Origin of the sequence: Variovorax sp. PAMC28562, from assembly GCF_014303735.1 — a bacterium.
Classification (GTDB): domain Bacteria; phylum Pseudomonadota; class Gammaproteobacteria; order Burkholderiales; family Burkholderiaceae_C; genus Variovorax.
The window spans coordinates 1,495,210-1,518,925 of sequence record NZ_CP060296.1; the positions used below are offsets into that span (position 1 = coordinate 1,495,210).

The window sequence follows — 23,716 nt, forward strand, 5'->3', positions numbered from 1 at the left end:
CCGTTTCATCAACCAAAAGGAGACATCCAGCATGACAAACACCACTCAACACATGACCCGAAATTTCAGTCGACGCATTGCGCTCACGGCCGTGGCCGCAGCCGCCATCGGGCTGGCCAGCGCATCCGCGTTCGCCGACGAAAAGGTCAACCTCGGCGTGTCCATTCCGGCAGCGACGCACAGCTTCATGGGCGGCATCAACTACTGGGCCAACCAGGCGAAGAAGGATCTGGAAAAGGCACACAAGGGCTTGAAGATCACGATCAAGACGGCGGCCAACGCGCCGGAGCAGGCCAACCAGCTGCAGGACTTGTCGACGGTCACCAAGATCAACGCGCTGGTCGTGTTCCCGTTCGAGTCTGCGGCCCTCACCAAGCCGGTCGCGCAGGTCAAGGCCAAGGGCGCCTACGTGACCGTGGTCGACCGCGGCCTGACCGACACCAGCGCGCAAGACGCCTACGTGGCGGGCGACAACACGGCCTTCGGCAAGATCCCGGCTGAGTACATCGTGAAGACGCTCGGCGGCAAGGGCAACGTGGTCGCACTGCGCGGCATCGCGACCACGCTCGACAACGAACGCATGGACGCCTTCAACGCGGTGCTCAAGGGCAGTCCGGATGTGAAGCTGCTCGATGCCAAGTACGCCAACTGGAACCGCGACGATGCCTTCAAGGTCACGCAGGACTACCTCACGCGTTTCAAGGAAATCGACGCCATCTGGGCTGCTGACGACGACATGGCGGTGGGCGTCGAAAAAGCCATTGCGCAGGCCAAGCGCACGGACATCAAGATCATCTTCGGCGGCGCCGGTGCCAAGGGCGCAGTCAAGACCATCATGGACGGCAGCGACCCGCGCATCAAGGCCGACGTGAGCTACTCGCCCAAGTTCATCTACGACGCGATCAAGCTCACGGCCGAAGCGCGGCTCAAGGGCGAGAAGCTGCCGGCGACGACGATCATTCCTTCGGTGCTCATCACCAAGGACAACGCCAAGGATTTCTACCATCCTGATTCGCCGTTCTGATCTTGGTCCGGTGCAGACTTTGCGCACTTTGCGAACATGATCTCTGAAAATTTTCGCAAGCTGCGCTACGCGATGGTCGGCGGTGGCCGCGATGCCTTCATCGGCGCGGTGCACCGCAAGGCCATCGCGCTCGATGGGCAAGTGGACCTCGTGGCGGGTGCGTTGTCGTCCAGCCCCGAGAAGGCCCACGCATCGGGTCGCGACCTGTTCCTGGCCGACGATCGCAATCATGGTGACTGGCAAAGCCTGCTCGCGGACGAACTCACGCGACCGATCGATGAGCGCATCGATTTCGTCTCGATCGTCACGCCCAATCACGTGCACTTTCCGGTGGCGCAGGCCTTCGTCGACGCCGGCTTTCACGTGGTGTGCGACAAGCCGCTGGTGCACACACGGGCGCAGGCCGACGCGTTGATTGCAGCGGTGCAGCGGCAGGGCACGGTGTTCGGCGTGACCTACAACTACACCGGCTATCCGATGGTCCGCCAGGCACGCGAGATGGTGCGCGCGGGTCAGCTCGGCACGCTGCGCAAGGTGGTCGTCGAATACAACCAGGGATGGCTTGCGACGCAGCTCGAAGCCGGCGGAACCAACAAACAGGCCGACTGGCGCACTGACCCGGCGCGGAGCGGGGCTGCAGGCGCCATCGGCGACATCGGCTCCCATGCGGAGAACCTGATCGCGACCGTCACCGGTCTCGACATCGAAGCCCTTTGTGCCGATCTTTCGGCACTGGTACCGGGCCGTGCACTCGACGACGACGGCAGTCTGCTGCTGCGGTTTGCCGGTGGCGCGCGCGGCGTGCTGATCGCGTCGCAGGTCAATACGGGCGTCGAAAACGACTTGCGGCTGCGCGTGTCGGGGACGCTCGGCACGATCGAGTGGCGGCAAGAGCAGCCGAGCCAGCTCGTGCATCTGCCGCACGACGGACCCAAGCAGATCCTGACGCGCGGCTCGCCGTGGTTATGCGAATCGGCACGGCGCGCAAGCCGGCTGCCGAGCGGCCATCCGGAAGGGTTCATCGAAGCCTTCGCCAATGTCTATGCGGGCATCGCAGCAGACATACGCGCCAGACTCGCGGGCACGACCGCCGACGCGATGACGGCCGACTACCCGCGCGTGGAAGACGGCGCACGCGGGGTGCGTTTCATCGAGCGCACCGTTGCGTCGGCCGCCAGCGACGCCAAGTGGACGGCTTGGTGACAATGGCTGTCGCGCCGAGCTAGGCCGATCGCACTATTTCGCGGCAGCGAGCAGCGCGGTACAAGCTCGGATTGTTTCCATCGTTCGGAGTCCTCCATGAAGATTCGTCTGCCCGTCGCTGCACTTTGCCTGTTGTCGTGCATCGCCGCGACACCTGCGTTTGCCATCGACTACCCCGCGCGCAAGCCCGGCCTTTGGGAAATGAAGGTCGGCGACGGCACTGCCGCTGCCGCGGACCAGACCATCCAGCAGTGCATCGACGCGAGCAGCGACCAGGCGATGCGCGACATGGCGCAAGGCTTGGGCGCGGGCACGGGCAAGGACGCTTGCTCGAAGCAGGACATGCGCAAAGCGGGCAGCACGACGGTCATCGATTCGGTGTGCAAGGTCGGTACGAGCATTGCAACCACGCACGCCGTTGTCACGGGCGACCTGAGCACCGGATACAGGATGGACAGCACCTCGACATACCAGCCGCCGTTCATGGGCAAGACCGACGGCAAGGCGGTGATGGACGCCAAGTGGGTGGGCCCGTGCAAGGCCGACCAGAAGCCTGGCGACATGATCATGTCGAACGGGATGAAGATGAACATCATGGACATGATGGGTGGCGCGAAGAAGAAGTAGCGGTTTCCCGGTAGCTGCGGGGAGCGCAGCGCACCGCGTCGCGGGCGTAGGCGGCTGCCCACAGCGCTTCGCGGCGCCCCAACGGCCAAGTTCGCGCTGCCTGCGCCTACGATCCGTTGCACATGCATGTGCCGCCGACCTCCGTCAGTTTTGCCTCGCGCCCCGACGATCTGGTCGTGGCGCGTCCTGAGGGGCTCTACTGCCCGGCGGGCGATTTCTACATCGACCCGTGGCGCGCGGTCGATCGCGCCGTCATCACGCATGCGCACTCCGACCACGCGCGCATCGGCCACGGCCACTACCTTGCGCAGACCGACAGCGAAGGCACGTTGCGAACGCGGCTGGGTGCCGACATCAACTTGCAGACCCTGCCTTACGGCGCTGCGATAGAGCACAACGGCGTGCGCATCTCGCTCCACCCTGCCGGCCACGTGCTCGGCTCCGCGCAGGTCCGCCTCGAGCATGGCGGTCGGGTGTGGGTCGCGTCGGGGGACTACAAGACCGAGCCCGACGGCACCTGTGCGCCCTTCGAGCCGGTGCCGTGCGACACCTTCATCACCGAGTCGACCTTCGGCTTGCCGATCTACCGCTGGCCGACGCAGGCGCAACTGAGCGCCGACATCAACGACTGGTGGCGCCGCAACGCCGACGACGGTCGCGCATCGGTGTTGCTCTGCTATGCCTTCGGCAAGGCGCAGCGCATCCTGCACGGTGCCGACCCGTCGATCGGGCCGATCGTGGTGCATGGTGCGGTCGAGCCGCTGAATGCGGTGTATCGCGCCGCCGGCGTCGCGCTGCCGCCGACGCTGCGCGTGAGCGACCCCGAAGTGAACCCGCAGATGCTCAAGCGCGCGCTGGTGCTGGCGCCGCCCTCGGCGCAGGGCACGCCGTGGATGCGCCGCTTCGGCAACTATTCGGATGCATTCGCGAGCGGCTGGATGCAATTGCGCGGCACGCGCCGCCGTCGCGGTGTCGACCGCGGCTTCGTCATGAGCGATCACGCCGACTGGCCGGGATTGCAGAAGGCCATCGCCGGCACCGGCGCCGAGCGCGTCTTCGTCACGCATGGCAGCGTCGCGGTGCTGGTGCGCTGGCTGACCGACAACGGGCTGGAGGCACAGGGGTTCAAGACCGAGTACGGCGATGAAGACGTGGCGGACAAGGCCGAGAGCCCCCATCCCAACCTTCCCCCGGAAGGGGAAGGAGTAACAGCCGAGGCTCCCTCCCCTTCCGGGGGAGGGCAGGGGTGGGGGCCAGCGGCGTGACCATCGCATGAAAGCCTTCGCCGCCCTCTACCGCGAACTCGACGCCACCACATCGAGCCTCGCCAAGCAGGCCGCGCTGCAGCGCTACTTGCATGGTGCGGCGCCTGAAGACGCTGCCTGGGCCGTCTACTTTCTGGCCGGCGGCAAGCCGCGGCAACTGGTGCCGACCAAGCTGCTGCGCCTGCTCGCGCAGGAGGCGGCCGGCCTGCCCGAATGGCTTTTCGATGAGAGCTACGAATCGGTCGGCGACCTGGCGGAAACCATCTCGCTGCTGTTGCCGCCACCGACCGAGGCGCACGACCTGGGCTTGGCCGTGTGGATCGAGCAGCGCTTGCTGCCGCTCAGAAAAACGCCGGCCGACGAACTCGCCGATACGCTGCGCGCGCAGTGGCGGCAGCTCGCGACCGACGAGCGCCTGGTCTACTTCAAGCTCATGACCGGCAGCTTCCGCGTCGGGGTGTCGCGGCTGCAAGTGACGCAGGCGCTGGCCGCGGTCGGCGCCATCGATGCCAAGCGCGTGGCGCAGCGCCTCATGGGCTACACCCACATCACCGGCCAACCCACGGCGCGCGACTACGCAACGCTGATCGCGCCCGAAAGCGATGGCGAACAGAACCAGCAGACCAGCGGCCAGCCGTACCCGTTCTTCCTCGCGCATCCCTTCAACGAACCGGTCGATCGATTCGATGCGCTGCTCGGCGCGCCCGCGAACTGGCTGGTCGAGTGGAAGTGGGACGGCATCCGTGCGCAGCTGGTCAAGCGCGCTGGCCAGGTGTGGCTGTGGTCACGCGGCGAAGAACTCGTGACCGATCGCTTCCCCGAGCTCGCGACCATGGGCGAGGCGCTGCCCGACGGCACCGTGCTCGACGGTGAGATCGTGGTCTGGCGAGACGACAAAGTGCAGCCCTTCGCCGAACTGCAACGCCGCATCGGCCGCAAGACGCTCGGCCCCAAGCTGCTGCGCGAAATCCCGGTCGTGCTGCTCGCCTACGACCTGCTCGAATGGCAAGGCAAGGATCTGCGCGCGCTGCCGCAGGAACAGCGTCGCATGACGATGGACGCGCTCCTGACCGAGGTACAGCACCCGCAACTCATCGCGAGCCCGATGCTCAACGGCGACGACTGGGCCCACCTCTCGCGCCAACGCGAAGCCGCGCGGTCGATGGGCGTGGAAGGGATGATGCTCAAGCAGCGCCATGGGGCCTATGGCTCGGGCCGCACCAAGGACGTCGGCACCTGGTGGAAGTGGAAGATCGATCCGCTCAGCATCGACGCCGTGCTGATCTACGCGCAACGTGGTCACGGGCGCCGCGCCAGCCTGTACAGCGACTACACCTTCGCCGTGTGGGATGGTCAGCCGGAGCAGGAAGACCGCAAGCTTGTGCCCTTCGCCAAGGCCTATTCAGGCCTCACCGATGCCGAGATGAACCGCGTCGACGCCGTCATCCGCAAGACCACTATTGAGAGCTTCGGCCCGGTGCGCAGCATCAAACCGACCCTCGTTTTTGAGCTGGGCTTCGAAGGCATCGCCCGCAGCACGCGGCACAAAAGCGGCATCGCGGTGCGCTTTCCGAGGATGTTGCGGTGGCGGGAGGACAAGCCGGTGGAGGAGGCGGACACGCTGGGGACGTTGGCGGCGTTGCTGCCCGATGACAAGTAGCGGAGTCGTCGTAGGGCCTCACGACCGACTACATTTTTTCCATAACCGCTTGGACAAAGGCTTTGGATTTTCTTTTCTGGATCTCAGGATCTTCTTTTTGTATGTATTCCACCGCCGACAGATCGTCTCCCCTCTTCCTGTTCTGTCGAGGTTCAAATGCTTCGATAAGAATTGCCTCGAGCGCAGGGATCATTTTTGCGGCGTCGTAGGTCGCGGGCATCTCTCCAAGCAGGCCCGTGTCTTTGACGGGTCGAAGTCCAAACCAGGAAAATCTATCCCATCGCGCACCCATGCGATCCGAGGTGTGCTCAAACAGCCGTCGACCCAAAGGCCTGTCAGTGGTGCGGCCTATGTAGATCACTTCGCGCCCGTCATAGAGCAAATAGATCCCAAGCTGCTTGTTGAAGTCAACCGGGATCGCTCCGAGTTGCTGCATCCCCAGAAGCTGTGGCGTAGCGACCCATTGAATCGCCTCTCTGCGCCAAAACATGCCGAAGGAGCTCACTATTTCATACTGCTCTTCGTCCTCGTCGGATGCGTCTGTCGTTGGCGTGAGCTTCTCTTTGTCCGGACTTGTTCCCATCACCGGTCTCTGCGCCAGCGTAAACGTACCTTTGTCGACACGCACGTACGGCGAAGCGTCGTCGTGCTTGATCGAGGTGCTGATTTGAGCGTTCACGGTAGCCGCAGGTGTTGCACCCAGATTGCTTCGCAGTCTGCTTGCAATGATCTTGTCCGTGATCTCCTTGTAGTGGAGCGGAGTGCCAGCAGCTCCTAATACCTTGTCTATGGCTTCGCGCCAAGTGAGATCCTTAGCCATGCTGTCGTCCGTTGGGTTGCGTGTGATGCACCTAATGTAAATGTCTGGGTTGGCACCTCGACATCACAGCCAGCCGTCTGTGCGACGCGGGGCCACGTGCTCAACTCACCGGAATGCTTTTCATGTCATCACCCGCTATCGAATGGTTTGAAGCTAGGAAGTGGAAACCCTTCAAGTTCCAACGCGTCGTCTGGAAAGCCATCGCCGCTGGCGAGTCCGGGCTGCTGCACGCCACCACCGGCGCTGGCAAGACCTACGCGGTATGGCTCGGTGCGCTGCTGGCTTTCGCGACCGTGCCGAAAACGACCAAGGGCCAAAAGGCGGAAACGCCGGCAGCGCTGCCCAGCGCCGCAACGACAAAGAAGAAGGTGGCTCCCCCGCTCGCGGTGCTGTGGTTGACCCCGATGCGCGCACTCGCGGCCGACACGCTGCGCGCGCTTCAGCAGCCGCTCGAGGCGCTCGCGCCCGACTGGTCCGCCGGCGCACGCAGTGGCGACACGACCTCGGCCGAGCGCGCAGCGCAGAACGCCCGCTTGCCCACGGTGCTCGTCACCACGCCCGAGAGCCTGTCGGTGCTGCTCTCCTGCGCGGACGCGAGCGAGGTACTGGGCAGCGTGAAGATGGTGGTGGTCGACGAATGGCACGAACTGCTCGGCAACAAGCGCGGGGTGCAGGTGCAGCTTGCGCTGGCGCGGCTCAAGCGCTGGAACCCGGCACTCATCGTGTGGGGCATGTCGGCCACGCTCGGCAATCTGCACGAGGCGATGGGCACGCTGCTCGGCAGTGGCAGCAGCGCGGGCACGATGGTGCAAGGAGAGGTCCCGAAGAAGCTGGTGATCGATTCCCTGCTGCCCGGCCGCGCCGAGCGCTTTCCATGGGGCGGGCATCTCGGGCTCACGATGCTGCCGCAGGTGATCGAGGAGATCGCATCGAGCAAGACGACGCTGGTCTTCACCAACACGCGCTCGCAGTCGGAGATCTGGTACCAGGCGATGCTCGAAGCGAAGCCGGAATGGGCGGGTTTGATCGCGCTGCACCACGGCTCGCTCGACCGCGCGGTGCGCGAGTGGGTCGAGGCAGGTTTGAAGAGCGGTGAGCTGCGCGCGGTGGTGTGCACGTCGAGCCTCGACCTCGGCGTCGATTTTTTGCCGGTCGAGCGCGTGCTGCAGATCGGCTCGCCCAAGGGCGTCGCGCGCTTGCTGCAGCGGGCCGGGCGCTCGGGCCATGCGCCCGGGCGGCCGTCGCGCATCACGCTGGTGCCGACGCACAGCATCGAGATGGTGGAGGGCGCTGCGGCACGCGCCGCGATCGCGGCCGGCCACATCGAGGCGCGCAGCACGCCGGAGCAACCGCTCGACGTGCTGGTGCAGCATCTGGTCACCGTCGCGTTGGGCGGTGGCTTCATGCCCGACGACCTGTACGACGAAGTGCGCAGCACCGCCGCCTACGCCCAGCTGTCGCGCGAGAGTTGGGACTGGTGCCTGGCGTTCGTGCGGCAGGGTGGCCCGTCGCTGGCTGCCTATCCGGACTACCAGCGCGCCGTACCCGATGCCGAAGGCGTGTGGCGCGTGCCCGATACGCGGCTGGCGCGCCGCCATCGCATGAACATCGGCACCATCGTGAGCGACGCGAGCATGACGGTCCAGTTCGTCGGCGGCGCCAAGCTCGGCAGTGTCGAAGAGAGTTTTGCGGCGCGCATGAAGCCGGGCGACTGCTTTCTTTTCGGTGGTCGGATGCTCGAACTCGTGCGCATTCACGAAATGACCGCATGGGTGCGCCGCGCCTCGGGCAAGCGTCCGGCGGTGCCGCGCTGGAACGGGGGCCGCATGCCGCTGTCGACCACGCTGGCCGATGCCGTCGTGCAGCAACTCGCGCTGGCCGGCGAGGGAAAGTACGACTCGCCCGAACTGCAATGCGTGCGCCCGCTGCTAGAAATCCAGCAGCAGTGGTCGGCGCTGCCGACACCGCAAACGCTGCTGGCCGAGGTGCTCACGACGCGCGAAGGTTCGCACCTTTTTCTCTACCCGTTCGCGGGGCGGCATGTGCATCTCGGGCTCGCCAACCTGATCGCCTGGCGCGTCGCGCAACAGGCGCCGCGGACCTTCTCGATTGCAGTCAACGACTACGGCTTCGAGCTGCTCTGCGCCACTGAGGTCGACTGGCCGGCGCTGCTGCCACAGGTGCTGGCGCCGGTGGACGAGGCGACGCTGTTGCACGAGGTGCTCGAAAGCCTGAATGCGGGCGAGCTGGCACAGCGTCGATTTCGCGAAATCGCGCGTGTGTCCGGACTGATCTTCCAGGGCTATCCGGGCGAGAAGCGCAGCAACAAGCAGCTGCAGGCCTCGTCGTCGCTGTTCTGGGAGGTGTTCCGCAAATACGATCCGCAGAACCGGCTGCTGCTGCAGGCCGAGCAGGAACTGCTCGCGCAGGAACTGGAGATCGGCCGCTTGCGTGCGAGCCTCGCGCGCTTGAATACGCAGCAGCTGGTCGTGCAAACGTTGGCGCGCCCGACGCCGTTCGCGTTCCCTTTGATGATCGAGCGCTTCCGCGAAAAGCTCACGAACGAAAGCGTGGCAGACCGCATCGCGCGCATGGTCGAGCAACTGGAGAAGGCAGCGGGTGGGGCGGTGCCGGTGGGCGGCGTGGAGGGCGTCAGGAGCACGCTGGCGTTCGGCAGCGAGCGTCGTCCGGCGAGGGTGAAAGGCAGCGGGATCGGCAACGACAGCGGCGACGAAAGTGCCGACGGCAAGAGCGCTCGGAAGCGACCCCGTCGCGAGCGCAAGCCTTCGCGACCATTGCCGCCGCTCTAGCCTCGATGATCCCCAACGGTCGAGGTACAAAATGCCGCACGCATGACCACCTCCATCCAGTTCCGCCGCCAGCTTATCGTCGCCATCCTGCTCGGTGCCGCGGTCGTTGGTGCATTCATCCGGCACTACGCCGAGCCGGGCGCGCTGCGCAACGTCGGCACGCTGATGATGTTGATCTGGGTGCCGATCGTCGGCAACATCGTGGGTTGGCTCATCGGCAGGATCAAGCGCAAGCCGCAGACCACGGTCGCCGGTACGCTGCCGCCGACTTTCGTTGCTGGCAGTGCGTTCAAGCCGCAGGCGCTGGTCGACATCACCTTGCGTCCGGCCAGCGTGCCGGCGGAAGACAAGGCCATCGCCGAGGGCGAGCATCACTGCGCATTCGTCGTCGACAACCAGGCTTTCTCGGCGCGCTGGCTGCTGCCGCAAGGAGCGGCGGTGCTGCGACGCGGGCAGTCGCGCGCAGTGCAGGTCGAGTTCCTGGCGCCGTCCGTTGCACTGCCACTGTTCGCCGCAGACACGCGCTTCCGGATGCTGGTCGGTCAGTCGTTCATCGGCGACGGCCGTGTGGTGGGACTGATCACGCCGTCGTGAAGGCGAAGTCCACTTCGGGCGTCAGGCCGCTGACGATGCGAGCGATCGATTTGCCGGAGCCGCAGGCATGCGTCCAGCCCAGGGTGCCGTGTCCGGTGTTCAGGAAAAAGTTCGGCAGCTTGGTCTTGCCGATCAGTGGCACGTTGCTCGGCGTGGCCGGACGCAGTCCCGTCCAGAACTGCGCCTGCGTGGCATCGCCGGCGCCGGGGAACAGGTCTTCGACGCGCTTCACGATGGCTTCGCAACGCACGCGGTTCAGGTCGCGGTCGTAGCCGTTGAGTTCGGCGGTGCCGGCGACGCGCAGACGGTCGCCGCGGCCGTCTTCGGCGGTGTAGCGCGAGAACACGAGCTTGAATTCGTCGTCGGTCAACGAGACCTGATGCGCCTTCGATGCGTCTTTCACCGGCATCGTCACCGAGTAGCCTTTGGCCGGATAGATCGGCAGTCGGATGCCGAGCGGCTTGGCGTAGATCGGGCTGAGCGAACCCATCGCCAGCACATACGAATCGGCGTGCAATTTCTGGAACCGGCCTTCGATATCGGTCGCTTCGACATGCTCGATCTTGCCGCCGGCTTGGCGGATCGCGGTCACCGTGTGGCTCATCAGAAACTTGACGCCGGCCACTTCGCAGAGCTTGACCAGTTCGCGTGCGAAGCGGTTGGCATCGCCCGATTCGTCTTCGGCCGTGTAGGTGGCGCCGGCCAGGCGTGACCGCACATGCGCCAGCGCAGGCTCGATCCTGATGGCCTCGTCGGCCGAGATCACCAGACGCTCGCAACCGAGGGCGCGCATCTGTTCGCTCGGTTTCAATGCGCCGTCGAACTCTTTTTCGTCGGTGTAGAAATGCAGGATGCCCTGTGTGCGCTCGTCGTAGGCGATGCCCGCGTCGCGCCGCAGCGCCTGCAGCATGCTGCGGCTGTAAGTTCCGAGCCGCACGATCTGCTCGATGTTGTGCCGGGTGCGCGCCGGCGTGCATTCGCGCAGGAACTCCAGGCCCCACAGCCATTGGCGCATGTCGGCGCGAATGCGAAAGAGCAGTGGCGCATCTTCCTTGCCTAGCCACTGCAGCACCTTGAGCGGTGCGCTCGGGTTGGCCCAGGGTTCGGCGTGGCTCACCGAGATCTGGCCGCCGTTGGCGAAGCTGGTTTCGGCGGCCGGCGTGGCTTGCCGGTCGATCACGGTCACTTCGTGGCCGAGCTGTTGGAGGTAGTAGGCAGAGGTGACGCCGAGCAAGCCGGCGCCGAGAACGATCACGCGCATGGGAGGACCTTTTGAAAGTATTTCAATGGCCGCTCCCCCTGTCCTTGGTACCTGAGAGATTCGTGCTGCAAGAGAGGCTTGCGGCAGTTGCTCCTTCGGTGCGTCACTTGGCGTGACGGCTCTCCAGACGGCTTTTCAAAAAGGTGCAGTACACAACCGGCGTGCGGTTTACCTGAGCGTTCATGGGAGTTTGCGCCTTCGGTGGGCCGTTCTGACGAACGCCCGCTCTCCTGCAGTGCGACGAGTTTAACCATGCGTGGTCACAAATTGCTGACAATTTGAGACACTGCACTCCCATCTGAGGTTCCATCGAGTCCTGCCTTTCCTCCACCGCTGCCATCGCCTCTGTCATCACCCCGCCGCTCGTGTCTCCTTCTCTTCCTTGCCAGGTCCAATGGGCCGACGAAACCCTGCAGTTGCTTCCTGAGCGCGCCATCTGGTGGCCAACCGAGCAAGTTCTCTTTGTCGCCGACTTGCATCTCGGCAAGGCCGCAACGTACCGCGCGCTCGGTCAGCCGGTGCCGGGCGGCACTACGCTCGAAAACCTCGCGCGACTCGACGCGCTGATCGAACGTCACGCGCCGCAGCGCATCGTTTTTCTCGGCGACTTCCTGCATGCCGCGCAGGCGCGCAGCGTGCTCACCACGCTGCAGGTCTGGCGCGACGGTCATGCAGATATCGACATGACGCTGGTGCGCGGCAACCACGACCGCCGCGCGGGCGATCCGCCGGCGTCGCTGCGCATCGACGTGGTCGACGAGCCCTGGCTCATCGGCCCGTTCGCCTGCTGCCACCATCCGCAAACGCACCCGACGCACTTCGTTCTGGCGGGCCATCTGCATCCGGCGTGCAAGCTGTACGGGCGCGGCAGGGACAGCTTGCGCATGCCGTGCTTCGTCAGCGAGGCGCGCCAGGCCATCCTGCCGGCGTTCGGCGAGTTCACTGGCGGCTGGCTGGTGGAGGCGGCACCGGGACGACGCTTTCACGGTGTCGGCGGTGCGGCGGTGTGGGCGTTACCCGTGGCCACCCTGTCCAACATGGCGGGGCAGGTTGCCCACGCTTCGATCACTTCTCCAGGTTTCGCCAAATGAACAATTCCGTGGTGAGGCCCGATCTTCGCGAGCGCGCCGCACGCCTGCTGATGCTCGCGGCGCCATTGGCCCAGCTCGAACTCGAAGACGCGCTCATCGTCATCGATGCAATGGAGCCGGCCTTCGTGCGCGCCGGGCTGATCCTGATGGAACAGGACGAGGCCGACGACACCGACTACATGGCGCTGGTGCTCGAAGGCGAGGTGCGTGCCGAAAGCGGGACCGGCGTGACCGGTGAAGAGATCGTGGTGTCGGTGATCGGCCCCGGCAGCCTGATCGGCGAGATGGGCTTGCTCGACGGCGCGCCGCGTTCAGCCACGTGCACCGCGTTGACCGACCTCAAGCTGGCGACGTTGTCGCGCGAGGCTCTGATGTCATTGATCGACGGCCATCCCACTGTGGCAGCACGCCTGCTACTGGCCATCTCGAAAGGCCTGTCCGACCGGCTGCGTGACAGCAACCGGCGCTTGCGTTTGCTGATGCAGGTCACGCGGGCGGTTCAACTGGAGCTGAACGCGGCGCATTCGATCAACATGAAGTTGCTGGTACCGGCCGTGGCGGCGGTGGCGGCATCGACGAGGCCAACCGAGGGCGCTTGATTCGCTGCGGGTGCCAGGCGGCTCGCTTGCCCCGATCACTTGCCCAAATAGTGCCGCACCTTCTCGGTGGAGACGCCGGCTGCAGCCACGGCCGACCTGAGCTTGGCTTCGGTCACGCTGAAGGTCTGCGTCCAATAGCGCAGCTCGTGCGCCTCGTTCACGTTGATGCGGCTGCGGTCTTGCGGGCCGCGATTGCTGAGGTTGTCTGCCATGGCTTTCTCCTGGAAAGCTAGGACATTGAGCCTGCCGCGCTATGTGGCGTAGCAGACATAGCGGACTTTTCGTGCAGGACCAGTCCGAGGCGGCGAGCTGTCGCGCGTTAAAGCACGACCGGTGCGTCCGGCAGCTCGTTGCGATTGGCCACGCCGTCGTCGAGCGGAAAGTGTTCGACCAGCAGCGCCGACACTTCCCCCAGCGCTTGCGTGAGCCCGTCTTCGAAGCGGCCCTCGCGAAACGCGGCGCCCATGCGTTGGGCCATCGCCGCCCAATCGTCGGCGCTCACACGGGCGTCGATACCGCGATCGGCCACGATCTCGATGGCGTGTTCCGCTAGCAGCAGATAGATCAGGACGCCGTTGTTGTGCTCGGTGTCCCATGTACGCAGCTTGCCGAAGAGCATGACGGCACGTTGCCGCGCCGGTGCGCTGCGCCACAGGTACGACAGCGGCAGCCCGGCCTCGACGCAGATGCGGATCTCGCCGCTGTGGCGGCGTTCGCTGGCAGCCACGCGTTGCGTGAGCCGCTCGAGCAGCTCGGGCGGCAGCACACGATGCACGGCCGCCTCGTCGAACCATCGATGGCGCCAGATGCGGCCGAGCCGGGCGAACAGGCCAGTCGAATGGGATTGCATTGCCACGGCCATCCTTACCAGCCGCCCGATGCGCCGCCGCCGCCGAAGCTGCCGCCACCGCCCGAGCTGAAGCCACCTCCGCCGCCGGACGAACCGCCGCCGAATCCGCCACCGAGGCCGCCCCCGAGTGCGCCACCCGCAACACCGCCCCACCCGCCCCCGCGTCGCCCGCCGCTGCCCATCGAAGGCAGCGGCATCGCGCCGGAGAACAACGTGAACAGCAGCGCGATAAAGCCCGCCGCGACAGCGAGCAGGATGCTCGATGTCACGACCATCGCGATCGCGCCGGCGCCGAGCCCGGTCACGACCGGGCCGAGCTTGCTACCGAAGATCGAGCGCGCAACGCGGCCGATCAGGAACACGCCGAAGAACAAAAAGATGCCGAGCTCGGGCCAGTCGAAACCACCTCCGCCGAGCCCGCCACGTTGTGAAGCAGGGCGCTGGACTTCAGGCAATGCCTCGCCGCCGATCACCGCCACCAGCTGATCGACCGCGGCACCGATGCCGCCGGCAAAGTCATTCTCGCGAAAGCGCGGTTTCATCTGTTCGTCGACGATGCGAGCCGCGGTGAGGTCGGGCACCGCGCCTTCGAGCGTGCGGGCCACCTCGATGCGCATCTTGCGATCGTCTTTGGCGACGATCACCAGCACGCCGTCACCGACCTCCTTGCGTCCGATTTTCCAGGAGGCGGCGACACGGTTCGCATAGCTCGCGATGTCTTCGGGCTGCGTGGTCGGCACCATCAGCACGACGATCTGCGAGCCCTTCTTTTGCTCGAAGGCGGCGAGCTTGGCGTCGAGCGACTGGCGCGCAGCGGCATCGAGCGTGCCGGTCTGGTCGATCACGCGGGCGTCGAGCGCGGGCACCGGCAGCACGCCTTGCGCCATTGCGGCACCGGCCATCAGGACGAAAAAGATTGCCGCCAGCAAGCGCTCGACACAACGCAGAACCGCGGCGACAGCCATGTGCAGCTTCAAAAGCCGTTACTTCTTCGGAGCGCCGAAGTCGACGGTAGGGGGCACGGAAATCTGCGATTCGTTCTGCACGCTGAAGGTGGGTTTGGGCGGGTAGCTGAATACCTTGGCCGTGATGTTGGTCGGAAAGCTCCGCGCCAGCACGTTGTATTCCTGGACCGTCTTGATATAGCTGTTGCGCGCTACGGTGATGCGGTTCTCGGTGCCTTCGAGCGTCACGCGCAAATCGCGGAAAGCCTGGTTCGCCTGCAATTGCGGGTACTGCTCCGACACGACCATCAGCCGCGACAGCGCGCCCGACAGTTCGCCTTGCGCCTTCTGGAACTTGTCGAAAGCCTCGGGGTTGTTCAATGTTTCGGGCGTGACCTGGATCGACGTCGCCTTGGCGCGCGCCTCGATCACCTTGGTCAGCGTGTCTTGCTCGAAATTGGCTTGGCCCTTGACCGATGCAACGATATTCGGCACCAGGTCGGCGCGCCGCTGGTACTGGTTGAGCACTTCGCTCCAGGCTGACTTGCTCGACTCGTCGAGTTTCTGGAAGTCGTTGTAGCCGCAGCCGGTGAGGGATGACAGCGACAGTGTCGCGACCAGAATCAAAAGCCAGCGTTGCATCGTTTGGGTCATGGGGTTCGCCCTTGAAGAGAAGTTCGGAAAGGTAGCATAGATGCATGCCTGTCGACCCTTTGCAAGTGCTCCGCGCAGCGCAGCGCCCGATGCCGACCGTACTGTCCGCTGCACCGCTGGGCACGCTGTTGATCGCGGGGGCGACGGGCGCGCTGGGCAACGAGCTGGTGCGCCGGCTGGCCGGCAGCCACCGCTACGCACACACACGCGTGCTGGCGCGCGAGCCGATGCGCGACGGACTGCGCGGTGTCGAGACGGTGCTCGTGCCGACGACGACGGGCGCGCTTGAGTCGTCTTCCAAAGCCCTGCCGATCGCCGAGTGGCCGCGCGTGTCGGCCGACACCGCCATCGTGGCGTTCGATCCCCCGCGGCTGTATCACGACCGCGAGCGGGCGCTATGGTTACCCGATCCGGCGCAGCTGCCCGATCTCGCGCGTTGGCTGCGTGCGGGCGGTGTGACCACGCTGGTCATCGTGCAGCCGCACACTCAAGGCGGTATGCCCGAGGCGCTCAAGCGCGGTCTCGCGAGCCTGGACGAGCAGGCGGTCGTCGCGCTGGGGTTCGATCGCGTCATCCTCTTGCGCTCGGCGCAGAAGCCGACCGCGCTGAAGCACGCGAACACAGGCGAGAAGCTGGCAGCGTGGATGCTGTCGATCACGCGCCTCATGGTGCCGAGCAGCGAGCAACCGGTGCGTGCGTCGAAGGTGGCCGAGCTGGTCGATGTAGCCTTGGTGCTCGCGCCACCTGGCGTGCACATCGCCGCGCCCGAGTTGGTGTGGCGGGCATCGCAAGGTGATCTGCGTGGCGTGGCGCGGAGTTGGTTGGGTGCCTGAAGGATCGGACGGCTGACCGCAGCGACAGAGGGCAACGGCAGACCGCCTGCAGCCTCTGGCCCATCGAGGCAAAATCATCCGTACATGCCCAAGACTTCATCCCCTGCCGCAACCGTCACCGGTTCCGCCGACGACATCGAGGCTGCGTTCTACGAAGCGCTGCAGCGCGGTGACATCGAGGCGCTGATGGGCTGCTGGTCGGACGACGACGAGGTGTTCTGCGTGCATCCGGGCGGCCCGCGTCTGGTCGGCCAGGTCGCTATCCGCGCTGCCTTCGAGCAGATGTTCGGCAACGGTGCGATCCACGCAACGCCGGCGCGTGTTCGCAAGGTCGAATCGATTGCCAGCGCCGTTCACAACGTGCTCGAGCGCATCGAGGTGCTCACGAGCGAAGGGCCACGCCATGCTTTCGTGTTGGCCACCAACGTCTATCACAAGACGCCGCACGGCTGGCGCATGGTCGCGCACCATGCGAGCCCTGGCAGTGCGCACGCGCCCGACGACGCCAACGAGTTTCCGCAAACGCTGCACTGATGCCGTACTGATATGCACTGATTCCGCTCCGATGCCTCTCGACTACATTGCGCCGCGCTGGCTGCCCGGCGGCAACCTGCAAACCATCTGGCCCGCGCTGTTCGGCCGGCGCAGCGACGGGCCGTTGCCGCCCTATCGCCGCGAGCGCTGGAGCGCTCCGGACGGTGACTTCATCGATGTCGATTTCGTCGATTCGCTGGGCTTGGCGCCGCGTCCGTTGCTGGTGCTGTTCCACGGTCTCGAAGGCTCTTCACACAGCCACTACTCCGAGGCCTTCGCCGCCTTTGCCGCGACGCACGGCATGGCCTTTGCCGTACCGCACTTTCGCGGTTGCAGCGGCGAGATCAACCTTGCGCCACGGGCCTACCACTCGGGCGACTACGAAGAGATCGGCTGGGTCTTGTCGCGGCTGCGCGCGCAGCACGATGCGAGCGGCGGCGGCCCGATGTTGGCGGCAGGCGTTTCGCTCGGCGGCAATGCGTTGCTGCGCTGGGCCGAAGAGGCGGGCGACGAGGCCTCGAAGGTTGCCAGCGCCATTGCATCGATCTCAGCACCACTCGATCTCGCCGCCGGAGGCCACGCGATCGGCCGCGGCTTCAACCGCGTGGTGTACACGCGCATGTTTTTGTCGAGCATGAAACCGAAGGCGCTGGCCAAACTAAAACAGCACCCTGGCCTGTTCGATCGCAATCGGCTTGTCGCGGCGCGTGACCTGTACGAATTCGACAACGTGTTCACCGCGCCGCTGCACGGCTTTCGCGATGCCGACGACTACTGGGAGCGAGGCTCGGCCAAGCCGCACCTGAGCGCGATCCGCATCCCGGCGCTGGTTGTCAATGCGACCAACGACCCGTTCGTGCCCGCGGTCAGTCTGCCGCGGCAAGAAGACGTCGGCAGCCACGTCACGCTGTGGCAGCCGCCGCACGGTGGCCACGTCGGCTTTCCGCTCGGGCCGCCGCCCGGCCATGTGCGCGGCATGCCCGAGCGCGTTGGCGGCTGGCTCTCCAAGCGTTCGGGGCTTTAGCCGACGAGCCGCCGCATCCTGTCCTGTTCGCGCAGAATCAAATCATGGATGACATCGTCAAGCAGGCTCTGGCCAAGTGGCCCAACGTACCGCATTGCTACGGCTGGCTCGGGCTCGACGCACGCGGCAACTGGTATATGCGCGACGACCGCACGCAGGCCGCCGGCGCCTTTCCAGAAGCCAAAGGGTCGCTGTTGCGGCACGACAAGCTGATCGACTTCATTCAGCGCAACTACGACCACGACGACGGCGGCCAATGGTTCTTTCAGAACGGGCCCCAGCGCGTCTATGTCGAACTCGAAGCCACCCCTTTTATCTGGCGCGTCATGGACGATTTCTCGGTGACGGCGCACACCGGCACGTCGGTCGAGCCCAGCGCGTGCCTTGTCGATGAAAGCGGCAAGCTTTATCTCGTCGCGCCGATCGGGCTGGGGCTGGTGCACACGCAAGACGTCGGACTGGCGGCCGACGCCATCGAAGCCGGGCGCTGGCAGCCTGAGACGGTGGTCGCTGCCGAACTGCCGACGCGGTTCGGATACGTGATGAGCCCGGCCACAAAAAAGCCGGCTTGACGCCGGCTGGTTTGCAAGAGCGTGGAGTGCAGCCTTGCGCGCCGCACGGTCGCTCGCTTCGAATTACTTGACGGCTGCAGGTGCAGCAGGCATTGCGGGCGCGGCGGCTGCAGGTGGTGTAGCCGCATCGGCAGCTGGCGCGGCGCCATCGGCTGGTGTTGCTGCGGGCCGGTCCGGGATCGGGAACGTGGCACCACCGGCATTCGCCATGTAGACCACCGCGCGGCCCACTTCAACATCCTCGTAGTCTCCGCCTCCTTGCGCTGGCATCACGCCCTTGCCGTGCAGCGCGTGGTCGAGCAACGTGGCGTAACCCTGGCCAATGCGCGGGCCCCAGGCAGCTGCGTCGCTGAAGTGCGGTGCGCCGGCAATGCCGGGTGCACCGTGGCAGGTGACGCATTGCGCCTTGAACACCGCCTCGCCGGTAGCGAGCTCGCGGTTGGCATCGCGGATTTCGATGGAGCCGACCCGCTTCAGGCGGTCTGCCAGATCGCGATCACGGTTGTCTTTCGACACGCCGTAAAGCGCCATGCTGTCGCCTTCTGCCGTGCCTGAAGGATGCGTACCTGACACGACGTATGAGACGAGTCCCACGATGATCAGGATGGGCGCAATGAACGAGAAAAAGACCGCCAGCAGCAACTGCTTCGGGTTCTTGATCGGTCCGGTGTGGGCGTCTTCTGTGGCCTGGGGATGCGGGTCTGCGCTCATTGCGTCCTCAATATCGGGGGCTCGTCGGGGGGCTTTTCAAATCAACCGGCGATTATAAGGAGCCCTTATTCCTTCCAGCCCCCGCCGAGCGCTTTGTAGAGCACCACCTGGTTTTGCAACTGGAGCAAATGTGCCTGCACCGTCGCCTGCTGCGCCGCGAATTGCGAGCGCTGCGCATCGAGCAGGTCGAGCGCGCTGGCAATGCCGTTGCGGTAGCGCAGGTCCGACAGCTTGAAGCGAATGCCTTCGGCGTCTGCTTGCGCGCGCTGTGCCCGCAATTGCTCGGTGAGCGTGGCGCGTCCGGCAAGTGCATCCGCCACGTCGCGAAAGGCCGACTGGATGCTCTTCTCGTACTGCGCCACGGCGATGTCACGGCCGGCCTTGGCCGAATCGAGGCCCGCGATGTTGGCGCCGGCATTGAAGATCGGCAACGAGAGCTGCGGTGCGAACGACCATGCCTTCGAGCCGCTGTCGAACAACCCCGAGAACTGGCTGCTGACCGTGCCGATCGACGTGGTCAGAGAGATCCGCGGAAAGAACGCCGCGCGTGCCGCACCGATGTTGGCGTTGGCTGCGAGCAGTTGTTGCTCGGCCGCGCGGATGTCGGGCCGCTCCGCAAGGAGGTCGGATGGCAGGCCTGCCGGCACATCCGGAATCGACTTCACGCTGTCGAGCTTGTTGGCGCCGGCACCGGTCATCGCTTCGGGTGGCATCGGCGCGCCGAGCAACAGCACCAGCGCGTTCTCGTCCTGCATGCGCAGGCGTTGCTGCTGTGCGTACGAAGCCTTGGCGGTTTCTGCCAGCGAGTTGGCCAGCTGGAAGTCGATTTCAGACGACACGCCGTTGTCGAAGCGCAGCTTGGTCAGCCGCACCGATTCGTCGCGCGTGCCGAGCGTCTGGCGTGTGAGCTCCAGCAGTTCGTCGTCGGCCAGCAGCGTGAGCCAGCCCTGAGCAACCGCGCCGATCAGGCTGATCTGTGCTGCCTTGCGCGATTCTTCGGTGGCGAGGTATTGCGCTAGCGCCGCATCTTTCAGGCTGGTGATGCGGCCGAAGAAATCGATCTCCCAGGCGGTGATGCCGAGATTGACCGCATAGCTGGACGAGACGCTCGGGGCGCTCGCGCTGATCGCGCCAAACGGATTGGGCCGCGAGCGCGAGCCGCTGGCAGACACGCCCACCGCAGGAAACAACGCCGCGCGCTGGATGCGGAACTGCGCACGGGCCTGCTCGATGTTCAACGCCGACACGCGCAGATCACGGTTGTTGGCCAGCGCCAGATCGATGAGTTTCGTCAGCCGCGGGTCGGTGAAGAACTCCTGCCACGGCACGGAGGCGGCCGACAACCCTGACGGTTGCGACGGATCGCCCGGGAACACGGTTGCCACCGGCGCTGCCGGGCGTTCGTACTTGGGTGCCAGCGAGCAGCCCGCCAGTAGCATCGCCACCGTCGCGATGCCTGTCAGAAGCAATTTTTTATTCATGGGTTTCTGCTCCGCCGACGGGTGCGGCAATGCGCGCCTGGAGTTCTTGCTGTCGTTTGCTGCCCTTGAAGAAACCGCGCACGATCACGAAAAAGAGGGGTACGAAGAACACCGCCAAGCCGGTGCCGGTGATCATGCCGCCGAGCACTCCGGTGCCGATGGCGCGCTGGCTCGCCGAGCCCGCGCCGGTCGCCAGAAACAGTGGCAGCACGCCGAGGCCGAAGGCCAGCGAGGTCATGATGATGGGCCGGAACCGCAGGTGCGCTGCAGCCAGTGCTGACTCGACGACGCCCTTGCCCTGGGCCTGAAGATCCTTGGCGAACTCGATGATCAGAATCGCGTTCTTGGCCGACAAACCGATGATGGTGATCAAGCCGACCTGGAAGTACACGTCGTTCGAATACGAGCGGAACATGGTGGCCAGCAGCACGCCCAGCACGCCGCACGGCACCACCAGAATCACCGCCAGCGGAATCGACCAGCTTTCGTACAGCGCGGCCAGGCACAGGAACACCGCCAGGATCGCGAAGCCGTACAGGACGATGGCTTGCGAGCCGGCGAGTTTTTCTTCACGCGACTGGCCGGTCCACTCGTAGCCGAAGCCTGGCGGCAATTTCGCGGCCATCTTTTCCATCTCTTCCATCGCCGCGCCCGAACTGCTGCCCGGGGCCGCCGAGCCCGAAATGCGCACCGCCGGATAGCCGTTGTAGCGCACCGTTTGCTGCGCACCGTTGACCCAGCGCGTCGTCGCGAAGGTCGACAGCGGCACCGGGTTGCCCTGAGCGTTGCTCGCGTTGAGCTTGAGCAGGTCTTGCGGCTGCATCCGTGCCGGCGCGTCGGCTTGCACCACCACGCGCTGCAGGCGACCCCGGTTCGGGAAGTCGTTGATGTAGCTTGAACCGAGCGCGGTCGACAAGGTCGTGTTGATCGCGTCGAAGCTCACGCCCAGCGCGCTCGCCTTGTCGCGGTCGATGTCGATCTGCAACTGCGGCGCGTCTTCGAGGCCGTCGGGCCGTACCTGCGACAGCAGCTTGTTCTGCGACGCCATGCCGAGCATCTGGTTGCGGGCGTTGATGAGCGCTTCGTGACCCGCGCCACTGCGATCTTGCAGCCGGAAGGTGAAGCCACTGGCATTCCCCAACTCGGGGATGGGCGGCGGGCTCAACGGGTAGATGAAGGCGTCGCGAATCTTCGACAGCGCACCGAAGGCGCGACCGGCGAGCGCATCCGCCGACTGGCCGGCTTCCTTGCGCTGGTCCCAGTCTTTCAGCGTGACGAAGGCGAGGCCGGCGTTTTGGCCCTGGCCCGAGAAGCTGAAGCCCAGCACGCCGACCATGCTCTGCACCTCAGGCTGCTTCAGGATATAGCCCTCGACCTGCTTCATGACGTCCAGCGTGCGGTCTTGCGTCGCGCCAGGCGGCAGCTGCACGTTCACGATGATGTTGCCTTGGTCTTCCTGCGGCAGGAATGAAGTCGGCAAACCGCGGAACACCACGATCACCGCAGCGACGATTGCCACGTAGATGACGAGGTAGCGCGCAGCGCGTTTCAGCATGCGCGCGACAACGCTCTCGTAGCCCTTTGCCGTGCGGTTGAAGCTGCGGTTGAACCAGCCGAAGAAGCCGCGCTTTTCATGGTGCCCTTCGTCGACCGGCTTGAGCAGCGTGGCGCAGAGCGCCGGTGTCAGCGACAACGCCATGAAGGCGGAGAAGCCGATCGACGCGACCATCACCGCAGCGAACTGGCGATAGATGTTGCCGGTCGAGCCGGCAAAAAATGCCAGCGGCACGAAGACCGAGATCAGCACCACGGTCACGCCGATGATGGCGCCCGAGATCTGCCCCATGGCCTTGCGTGTTGCTTCGAGCGGCGGCAGCCCCTCCTCGGTCATGATGCGTTCGACGTTCTCCACCACCACGATGGCATCGTCCACCACGATACCGATCACCAGCACCATGCCGAACATGGTCAGCACGTTGATCGAATAGCCCAGACCCAGCAGCGTGGCAAAGGTGCCGAGCAGCGCGATCGGCACGACGATCGTCGGAATGATCGTGTAGCGCCAGTTCTGCAGGAACAGGAACATCACGACGAACACCAGCGCGATGGCTTCGAGCAGCGTCTTGACCACTTCTGTGATGGAGATGCTGACGAAGCGCGAGCTGTCGTACGGGATGCTCCACTTCACACCCGGCGGAAAGTACTTGGCCAAGTCGGCCATCTTGGCGCGGATGGCCTTGGCAGATTGCAGCGCGTTGCCGCTGGGTGCCAGCTGGACGCCGATACCCACCGCAGGCTGACCGTTCAGCCGTGCCGAGGTCGAATAAGCCTGGCCGCCGAGCTCGATGCGGGCGACGTCTTTCAGGCGAACGGCCGAGCCATCTGTGTTGGCTCGCAGCACGATGTTGCCGAATTGCTCCACGGTGCTGAGCTGGCCGGTGACCAGCACAGTCGCGGCAATGCTCTGGCCGGTGATGTTCGGCAGGTCGCCGATCGAGCCAGAAGACACTTGCGCGTTCTGTGCGCGAATGGCCGCGTTGACGTCGGCCGCCGACAGCGAATAGCCCTGCAGCTTGGCCGGGTCGATCCACACGCGCATGGCGCGCTCGGTGCCGAACAACTGGGCCTGGCCGATGCCCGGAACGCGCTGCAATTCGGGCAGCACGTTGCGTGAGGCGTAGTCGCCCAGCGCGATCGGATCGACCTTGGGATCGTCAGACGACAGGATGGTGAACAGCAGGAAGTTGTTGCGCGACTTGTCGACGCGCACGCCTTGTTGCGTCACTGCGGCAGGCAGACGCGGCGTGGCACGCGACAAACGGTTCTGCACGTCGACCTGCGCCAGGTCGGCATTGGTGCCGGTCTCGAAGGTGATCGTGATGGTGCCGGTGCCATCGGCTTGCGCCACCGATTCCATGTAGATCAGCCCGGGCGAACCGTTCATTTCGCGTTCGATCACCGACAGCACGCTGTCTTCGAGCGTTTGTGCCGATGCGCCCGGATAGGCAGTGGTCACGACGATGGCGGGAGGCGCCACCGGCGGATATTGCGAGATCGGAAGCTGCGTGATCGCCACGCTGCCCATCACGATGACGAACAGCGCGATCACCCACGCGAAGATCGGGCGTTCGATAAAAAACTTGGCCATGCGGGCTCGCT

22 protein-coding genes and 2 riboswitches are annotated in these 23,716 nt (G+C 65.3%); of the genes, 13 read left to right on the plus strand and 9 right to left on the minus strand.

What is annotated here, in order from left to right:
* Positions 1-52 precede the first annotated feature (52 nt).
* The 5 genes from H7F36_RS07090 (at position 53) to H7F36_RS07110 (ending at position 5,779) form a co-directional block, all read left to right on the plus strand.
* Complete coding sequence (locus H7F36_RS07090; RefSeq protein WP_187054841.1) at positions 53-1,024, plus strand: substrate-binding domain-containing protein; 972 nt, start codon at positions 53-55, stop codon at positions 1,022-1,024.
* A 36-nt stretch (positions 1,025-1,060) separates the two neighbouring features.
* Entirely contained in the window at positions 1,061-2,227 is a 1,167-nt protein-coding gene (locus H7F36_RS07095) for a Gfo/Idh/MocA family protein (RefSeq protein ID WP_187054013.1), read from the plus strand.
* A gap of 96 nt (positions 2,228-2,323) precedes the next feature.
* On the plus strand, positions 2,324-2,854 hold the full coding sequence (locus H7F36_RS07100; protein ID WP_187054014.1) for a DUF3617 domain-containing protein: 531 nt from the start codon (positions 2,324-2,326) through the stop codon (positions 2,852-2,854).
* Between the two features lie 122 nt (positions 2,855-2,976).
* Positions 2,977-4,119 (plus strand): ligase-associated DNA damage response exonuclease, encoded by a 1,143-nt coding sequence (locus H7F36_RS07105; protein WP_187054015.1) that lies wholly within the window; start codon positions 2,977-2,979, stop codon positions 4,117-4,119.
* A gap of 7 nt (positions 4,120-4,126) precedes the next feature.
* Complete coding sequence (locus tag H7F36_RS07110; RefSeq protein ID WP_187054016.1) at positions 4,127-5,779, plus strand: ATP-dependent DNA ligase; 1,653 nt, start codon at positions 4,127-4,129, stop codon at positions 5,777-5,779.
* 28 nt (positions 5,780-5,807) lie between these two features.
* Here H7F36_RS07110 and H7F36_RS07115 read toward each other — a convergent pair whose 3' ends face one another.
* The gene (locus H7F36_RS07115; RefSeq protein ID WP_187054017.1) at positions 5,808-6,599 is read right to left on the minus strand and encodes an HTH domain-containing protein; all 792 of its coding nucleotides are present in this window, start codon (positions 6,597-6,599) and stop codon (positions 5,808-5,810) included.
* A gap of 122 nt (positions 6,600-6,721) precedes the next feature.
* On the opposite strand from H7F36_RS07115, the gene H7F36_RS07120 reads away from it, so the two are divergent.
* Together H7F36_RS07120 and H7F36_RS07125 are read left to right on the plus strand one after the other, a co-directional pair.
* Positions 6,722-9,409 (plus strand): ligase-associated DNA damage response DEXH box helicase, encoded by a 2,688-nt coding sequence (locus H7F36_RS07120; RefSeq protein WP_187054018.1) that lies wholly within the window; start codon positions 6,722-6,724, stop codon positions 9,407-9,409.
* Positions 9,410-9,451: 42 nt separating this feature from the next.
* Complete coding sequence (locus tag H7F36_RS07125; RefSeq protein WP_187054019.1) at positions 9,452-10,003, plus strand: hypothetical protein; 552 nt, start codon at positions 9,452-9,454, stop codon at positions 10,001-10,003.
* On the opposite strand, the gene H7F36_RS07130 is transcribed toward H7F36_RS07125, so the two are convergent.
* Positions 9,990-11,264: a D-amino acid dehydrogenase gene (locus H7F36_RS07130; RefSeq protein ID WP_187054020.1), complete on the minus strand. Its 1,275-nt coding sequence runs from the start codon at positions 11,262-11,264 to the stop codon at positions 9,990-9,992. The two genes, H7F36_RS07125 and H7F36_RS07130, sit on opposite strands and share 14 nt — an antisense overlap.
* A gap of 28 nt (positions 11,265-11,292) precedes the next feature.
* A riboswitch (glycine riboswitch) is annotated at positions 11,293-11,401 on the minus strand.
* Positions 11,402-11,414: 13 nt separating this feature from the next.
* Positions 11,415-11,507: riboswitch (glycine riboswitch) on the minus strand.
* A gap of 122 nt (positions 11,508-11,629) precedes the next feature.
* Here H7F36_RS07130 and pdeM point away from each other — a divergent pair.
* Together pdeM and H7F36_RS07140 are read left to right on the plus strand one after the other, a co-directional pair.
* Entirely contained in the window at positions 11,630-12,355 is a 726-nt protein-coding gene (gene pdeM / locus H7F36_RS07135) for a ligase-associated DNA damage response endonuclease PdeM (protein ID WP_187054021.1), read from the plus strand.
* The gene (locus H7F36_RS07140; RefSeq protein ID WP_187054022.1) at positions 12,352-12,954 is read left to right on the plus strand and encodes a cyclic nucleotide-binding domain-containing protein; all 603 of its coding nucleotides are present in this window, start codon (positions 12,352-12,354) and stop codon (positions 12,952-12,954) included. Before pdeM ends, H7F36_RS07140 begins: the two co-directional genes overlap by 4 nt.
* A 35-nt stretch (positions 12,955-12,989) precedes the next feature.
* On the opposite strand, the gene H7F36_RS07145 is transcribed toward H7F36_RS07140, so the two are convergent.
* From H7F36_RS07145 to H7F36_RS07160, 4 genes are all read right to left on the minus strand, one after another.
* Positions 12,990-13,166, minus strand: a complete 177-nt coding sequence (locus H7F36_RS07145) for a DUF3606 domain-containing protein (RefSeq protein ID WP_187054023.1) — start codon at positions 13,164-13,166, stop codon at positions 12,990-12,992.
* 107 nt (positions 13,167-13,273) lie between these two features.
* Positions 13,274-13,804 carry a TPM domain-containing protein gene (locus H7F36_RS07150; RefSeq protein ID WP_187054024.1) on the minus strand — a complete coding sequence of 177 codons (531 nt, stop codon included), beginning with the start codon at positions 13,802-13,804 and terminating at the stop codon, positions 13,274-13,276.
* 14 nt (positions 13,805-13,818) lie between these two features.
* Positions 13,819-14,769 carry a TPM domain-containing protein gene (locus H7F36_RS07155; protein WP_187054025.1) on the minus strand — a complete coding sequence of 317 codons (951 nt, stop codon included), beginning with the start codon at positions 14,767-14,769 and terminating at the stop codon, positions 13,819-13,821.
* A gap of 18 nt (positions 14,770-14,787) precedes the next feature.
* A complete protein-coding gene (locus H7F36_RS07160; protein WP_187054842.1) occupies positions 14,788-15,390 on the minus strand; it encodes a LemA family protein in 603 nt (200 codons plus the stop codon).
* A 56-nt stretch (positions 15,391-15,446) separates the two neighbouring features.
* On the opposite strand from H7F36_RS07160, the gene H7F36_RS07165 reads away from it, so the two are divergent.
* The 4 genes from H7F36_RS07165 to H7F36_RS07180 all read left to right on the plus strand — a co-directional run bounded on the left by H7F36_RS07165 (position 15,447) and on the right by H7F36_RS07180 (position 18,365).
* Positions 15,447-16,235: a hypothetical protein gene (locus H7F36_RS07165; protein ID WP_187054026.1), complete on the plus strand. Its 789-nt coding sequence runs from the start codon at positions 15,447-15,449 to the stop codon at positions 16,233-16,235.
* Between the two features lie 84 nt (positions 16,236-16,319).
* Positions 16,320-16,769, plus strand: a complete 450-nt coding sequence (locus H7F36_RS07170) for a YybH family protein (RefSeq protein WP_187054027.1) — start codon at positions 16,320-16,322, stop codon at positions 16,767-16,769.
* Between the two features lie 31 nt (positions 16,770-16,800).
* Entirely contained in the window at positions 16,801-17,793 is a 993-nt protein-coding gene (locus H7F36_RS07175; protein WP_187054028.1) for a YheT family hydrolase, read from the plus strand.
* 44 nt (positions 17,794-17,837) lie between these two features.
* On the plus strand, positions 17,838-18,365 hold the full coding sequence (locus tag H7F36_RS07180) for a DUF2946 family protein (RefSeq protein ID WP_187054029.1): 528 nt from the start codon (positions 17,838-17,840) through the stop codon (positions 18,363-18,365).
* A 63-nt stretch (positions 18,366-18,428) separates the two neighbouring features.
* Here the strand turns inward: H7F36_RS07180 and H7F36_RS07185 are convergent, their stop codons facing one another.
* From H7F36_RS07185 to H7F36_RS07195, 3 genes are all read right to left on the minus strand, one after another.
* On the minus strand, positions 18,429-19,076 hold the full coding sequence (locus tag H7F36_RS07185; protein WP_187054030.1) for a c-type cytochrome: 648 nt from the start codon (positions 19,074-19,076) through the stop codon (positions 18,429-18,431).
* A gap of 65 nt (positions 19,077-19,141) precedes the next feature.
* Positions 19,142-20,557, minus strand: coding sequence for an efflux transporter outer membrane subunit (locus tag H7F36_RS07190; protein WP_187054031.1), 1,416 nt, complete (start codon positions 20,555-20,557; stop codon positions 19,142-19,144).
* Entirely contained in the window at positions 20,550-23,705 is a 3,156-nt protein-coding gene (locus H7F36_RS07195; protein ID WP_187054032.1) for an efflux RND transporter permease subunit, read from the minus strand. The genes H7F36_RS07190 and H7F36_RS07195 overlap by 8 nt, the downstream gene beginning before the upstream one ends.
* Between the last annotated feature and the right edge of the window lie 11 nt (positions 23,706-23,716).

What these genes read in the sequence shown, in the direction of transcription:
- H7F36_RS07090 (WP_187054841.1), top strand. Translation starts at nt 53, where the DNA reads ATGACCCGAAATTTCAGTCGACGCATTGCGCTCACGGCCGTGGCCGCA.
- H7F36_RS07095 (WP_187054013.1), top strand. Translation starts at nt 1,061, where the DNA reads ATGATCTCTGAAAATTTTCGCAAGCTGCGCTACGCGATGGTCGGCGGT.
- H7F36_RS07100 (WP_187054014.1), top strand. Translation starts at nt 2,324, where the DNA reads ATGAAGATTCGTCTGCCCGTCGCTGCACTTTGCCTGTTGTCGTGCATC.
- H7F36_RS07105 (WP_187054015.1), top strand. Translation starts at nt 2,977, where the DNA reads ATGCATGTGCCGCCGACCTCCGTCAGTTTTGCCTCGCGCCCCGACGAT.
- H7F36_RS07110 (WP_187054016.1), top strand. Translation starts at nt 4,127, where the DNA reads ATGAAAGCCTTCGCCGCCCTCTACCGCGAACTCGACGCCACCACATCG.
- H7F36_RS07115 (WP_187054017.1), bottom strand. Translation starts at nt 6,599, where the DNA reads ATGGCTAAGGATCTCACTTGGCGCGAAGCCATAGACAAGGTATTAGGA.
- H7F36_RS07120 (WP_187054018.1), top strand. Translation starts at nt 6,722, where the DNA reads ATGTCATCACCCGCTATCGAATGGTTTGAAGCTAGGAAGTGGAAACCC.
- H7F36_RS07125 (WP_187054019.1), top strand. Translation starts at nt 9,452, where the DNA reads ATGACCACCTCCATCCAGTTCCGCCGCCAGCTTATCGTCGCCATCCTG.
- H7F36_RS07130 (WP_187054020.1), bottom strand. Translation starts at nt 11,264, where the DNA reads ATGCGCGTGATCGTTCTCGGCGCCGGCTTGCTCGGCGTCACCTCTGCC.
- H7F36_RS07140 (WP_187054022.1), top strand. Translation starts at nt 12,352, where the DNA reads ATGAACAATTCCGTGGTGAGGCCCGATCTTCGCGAGCGCGCCGCACGC.
- H7F36_RS07145 (WP_187054023.1), bottom strand. Translation starts at nt 13,166, where the DNA reads ATGGCAGACAACCTCAGCAATCGCGGCCCGCAAGACCGCAGCCGCATC.
- H7F36_RS07150 (WP_187054024.1), bottom strand. Translation starts at nt 13,804, where the DNA reads ATGCAATCCCATTCGACTGGCCTGTTCGCCCGGCTCGGCCGCATCTGG.
- H7F36_RS07155 (WP_187054025.1), bottom strand. Translation starts at nt 14,769, where the DNA reads ATGGCTGTCGCCGCGGTTCTGCGTTGTGTCGAGCGCTTGCTGGCGGCA.
- H7F36_RS07160 (WP_187054842.1), bottom strand. Translation starts at nt 15,390, where the DNA reads ATGCAACGCTGGCTTTTGATTCTGGTCGCGACACTGTCGCTGTCATCC.
- H7F36_RS07165 (WP_187054026.1), top strand. Translation starts at nt 15,447, where the DNA reads ATGCCTGTCGACCCTTTGCAAGTGCTCCGCGCAGCGCAGCGCCCGATG.
- H7F36_RS07170 (WP_187054027.1), top strand. Translation starts at nt 16,320, where the DNA reads ATGCCCAAGACTTCATCCCCTGCCGCAACCGTCACCGGTTCCGCCGAC.
- H7F36_RS07175 (WP_187054028.1), top strand. Translation starts at nt 16,801, where the DNA reads ATGCCTCTCGACTACATTGCGCCGCGCTGGCTGCCCGGCGGCAACCTG.
- H7F36_RS07180 (WP_187054029.1), top strand. Translation starts at nt 17,838, where the DNA reads ATGGATGACATCGTCAAGCAGGCTCTGGCCAAGTGGCCCAACGTACCG.
- H7F36_RS07185 (WP_187054030.1), bottom strand. Translation starts at nt 19,076, where the DNA reads ATGAGCGCAGACCCGCATCCCCAGGCCACAGAAGACGCCCACACCGGA.
- H7F36_RS07190 (WP_187054031.1), bottom strand. Translation starts at nt 20,557, where the DNA reads ATGAATAAAAAATTGCTTCTGACAGGCATCGCGACGGTGGCGATGCTA.
- H7F36_RS07195 (WP_187054032.1), bottom strand. Translation starts at nt 23,705, where the DNA reads ATGGCCAAGTTTTTTATCGAACGCCCGATCTTCGCGTGGGTGATCGCG.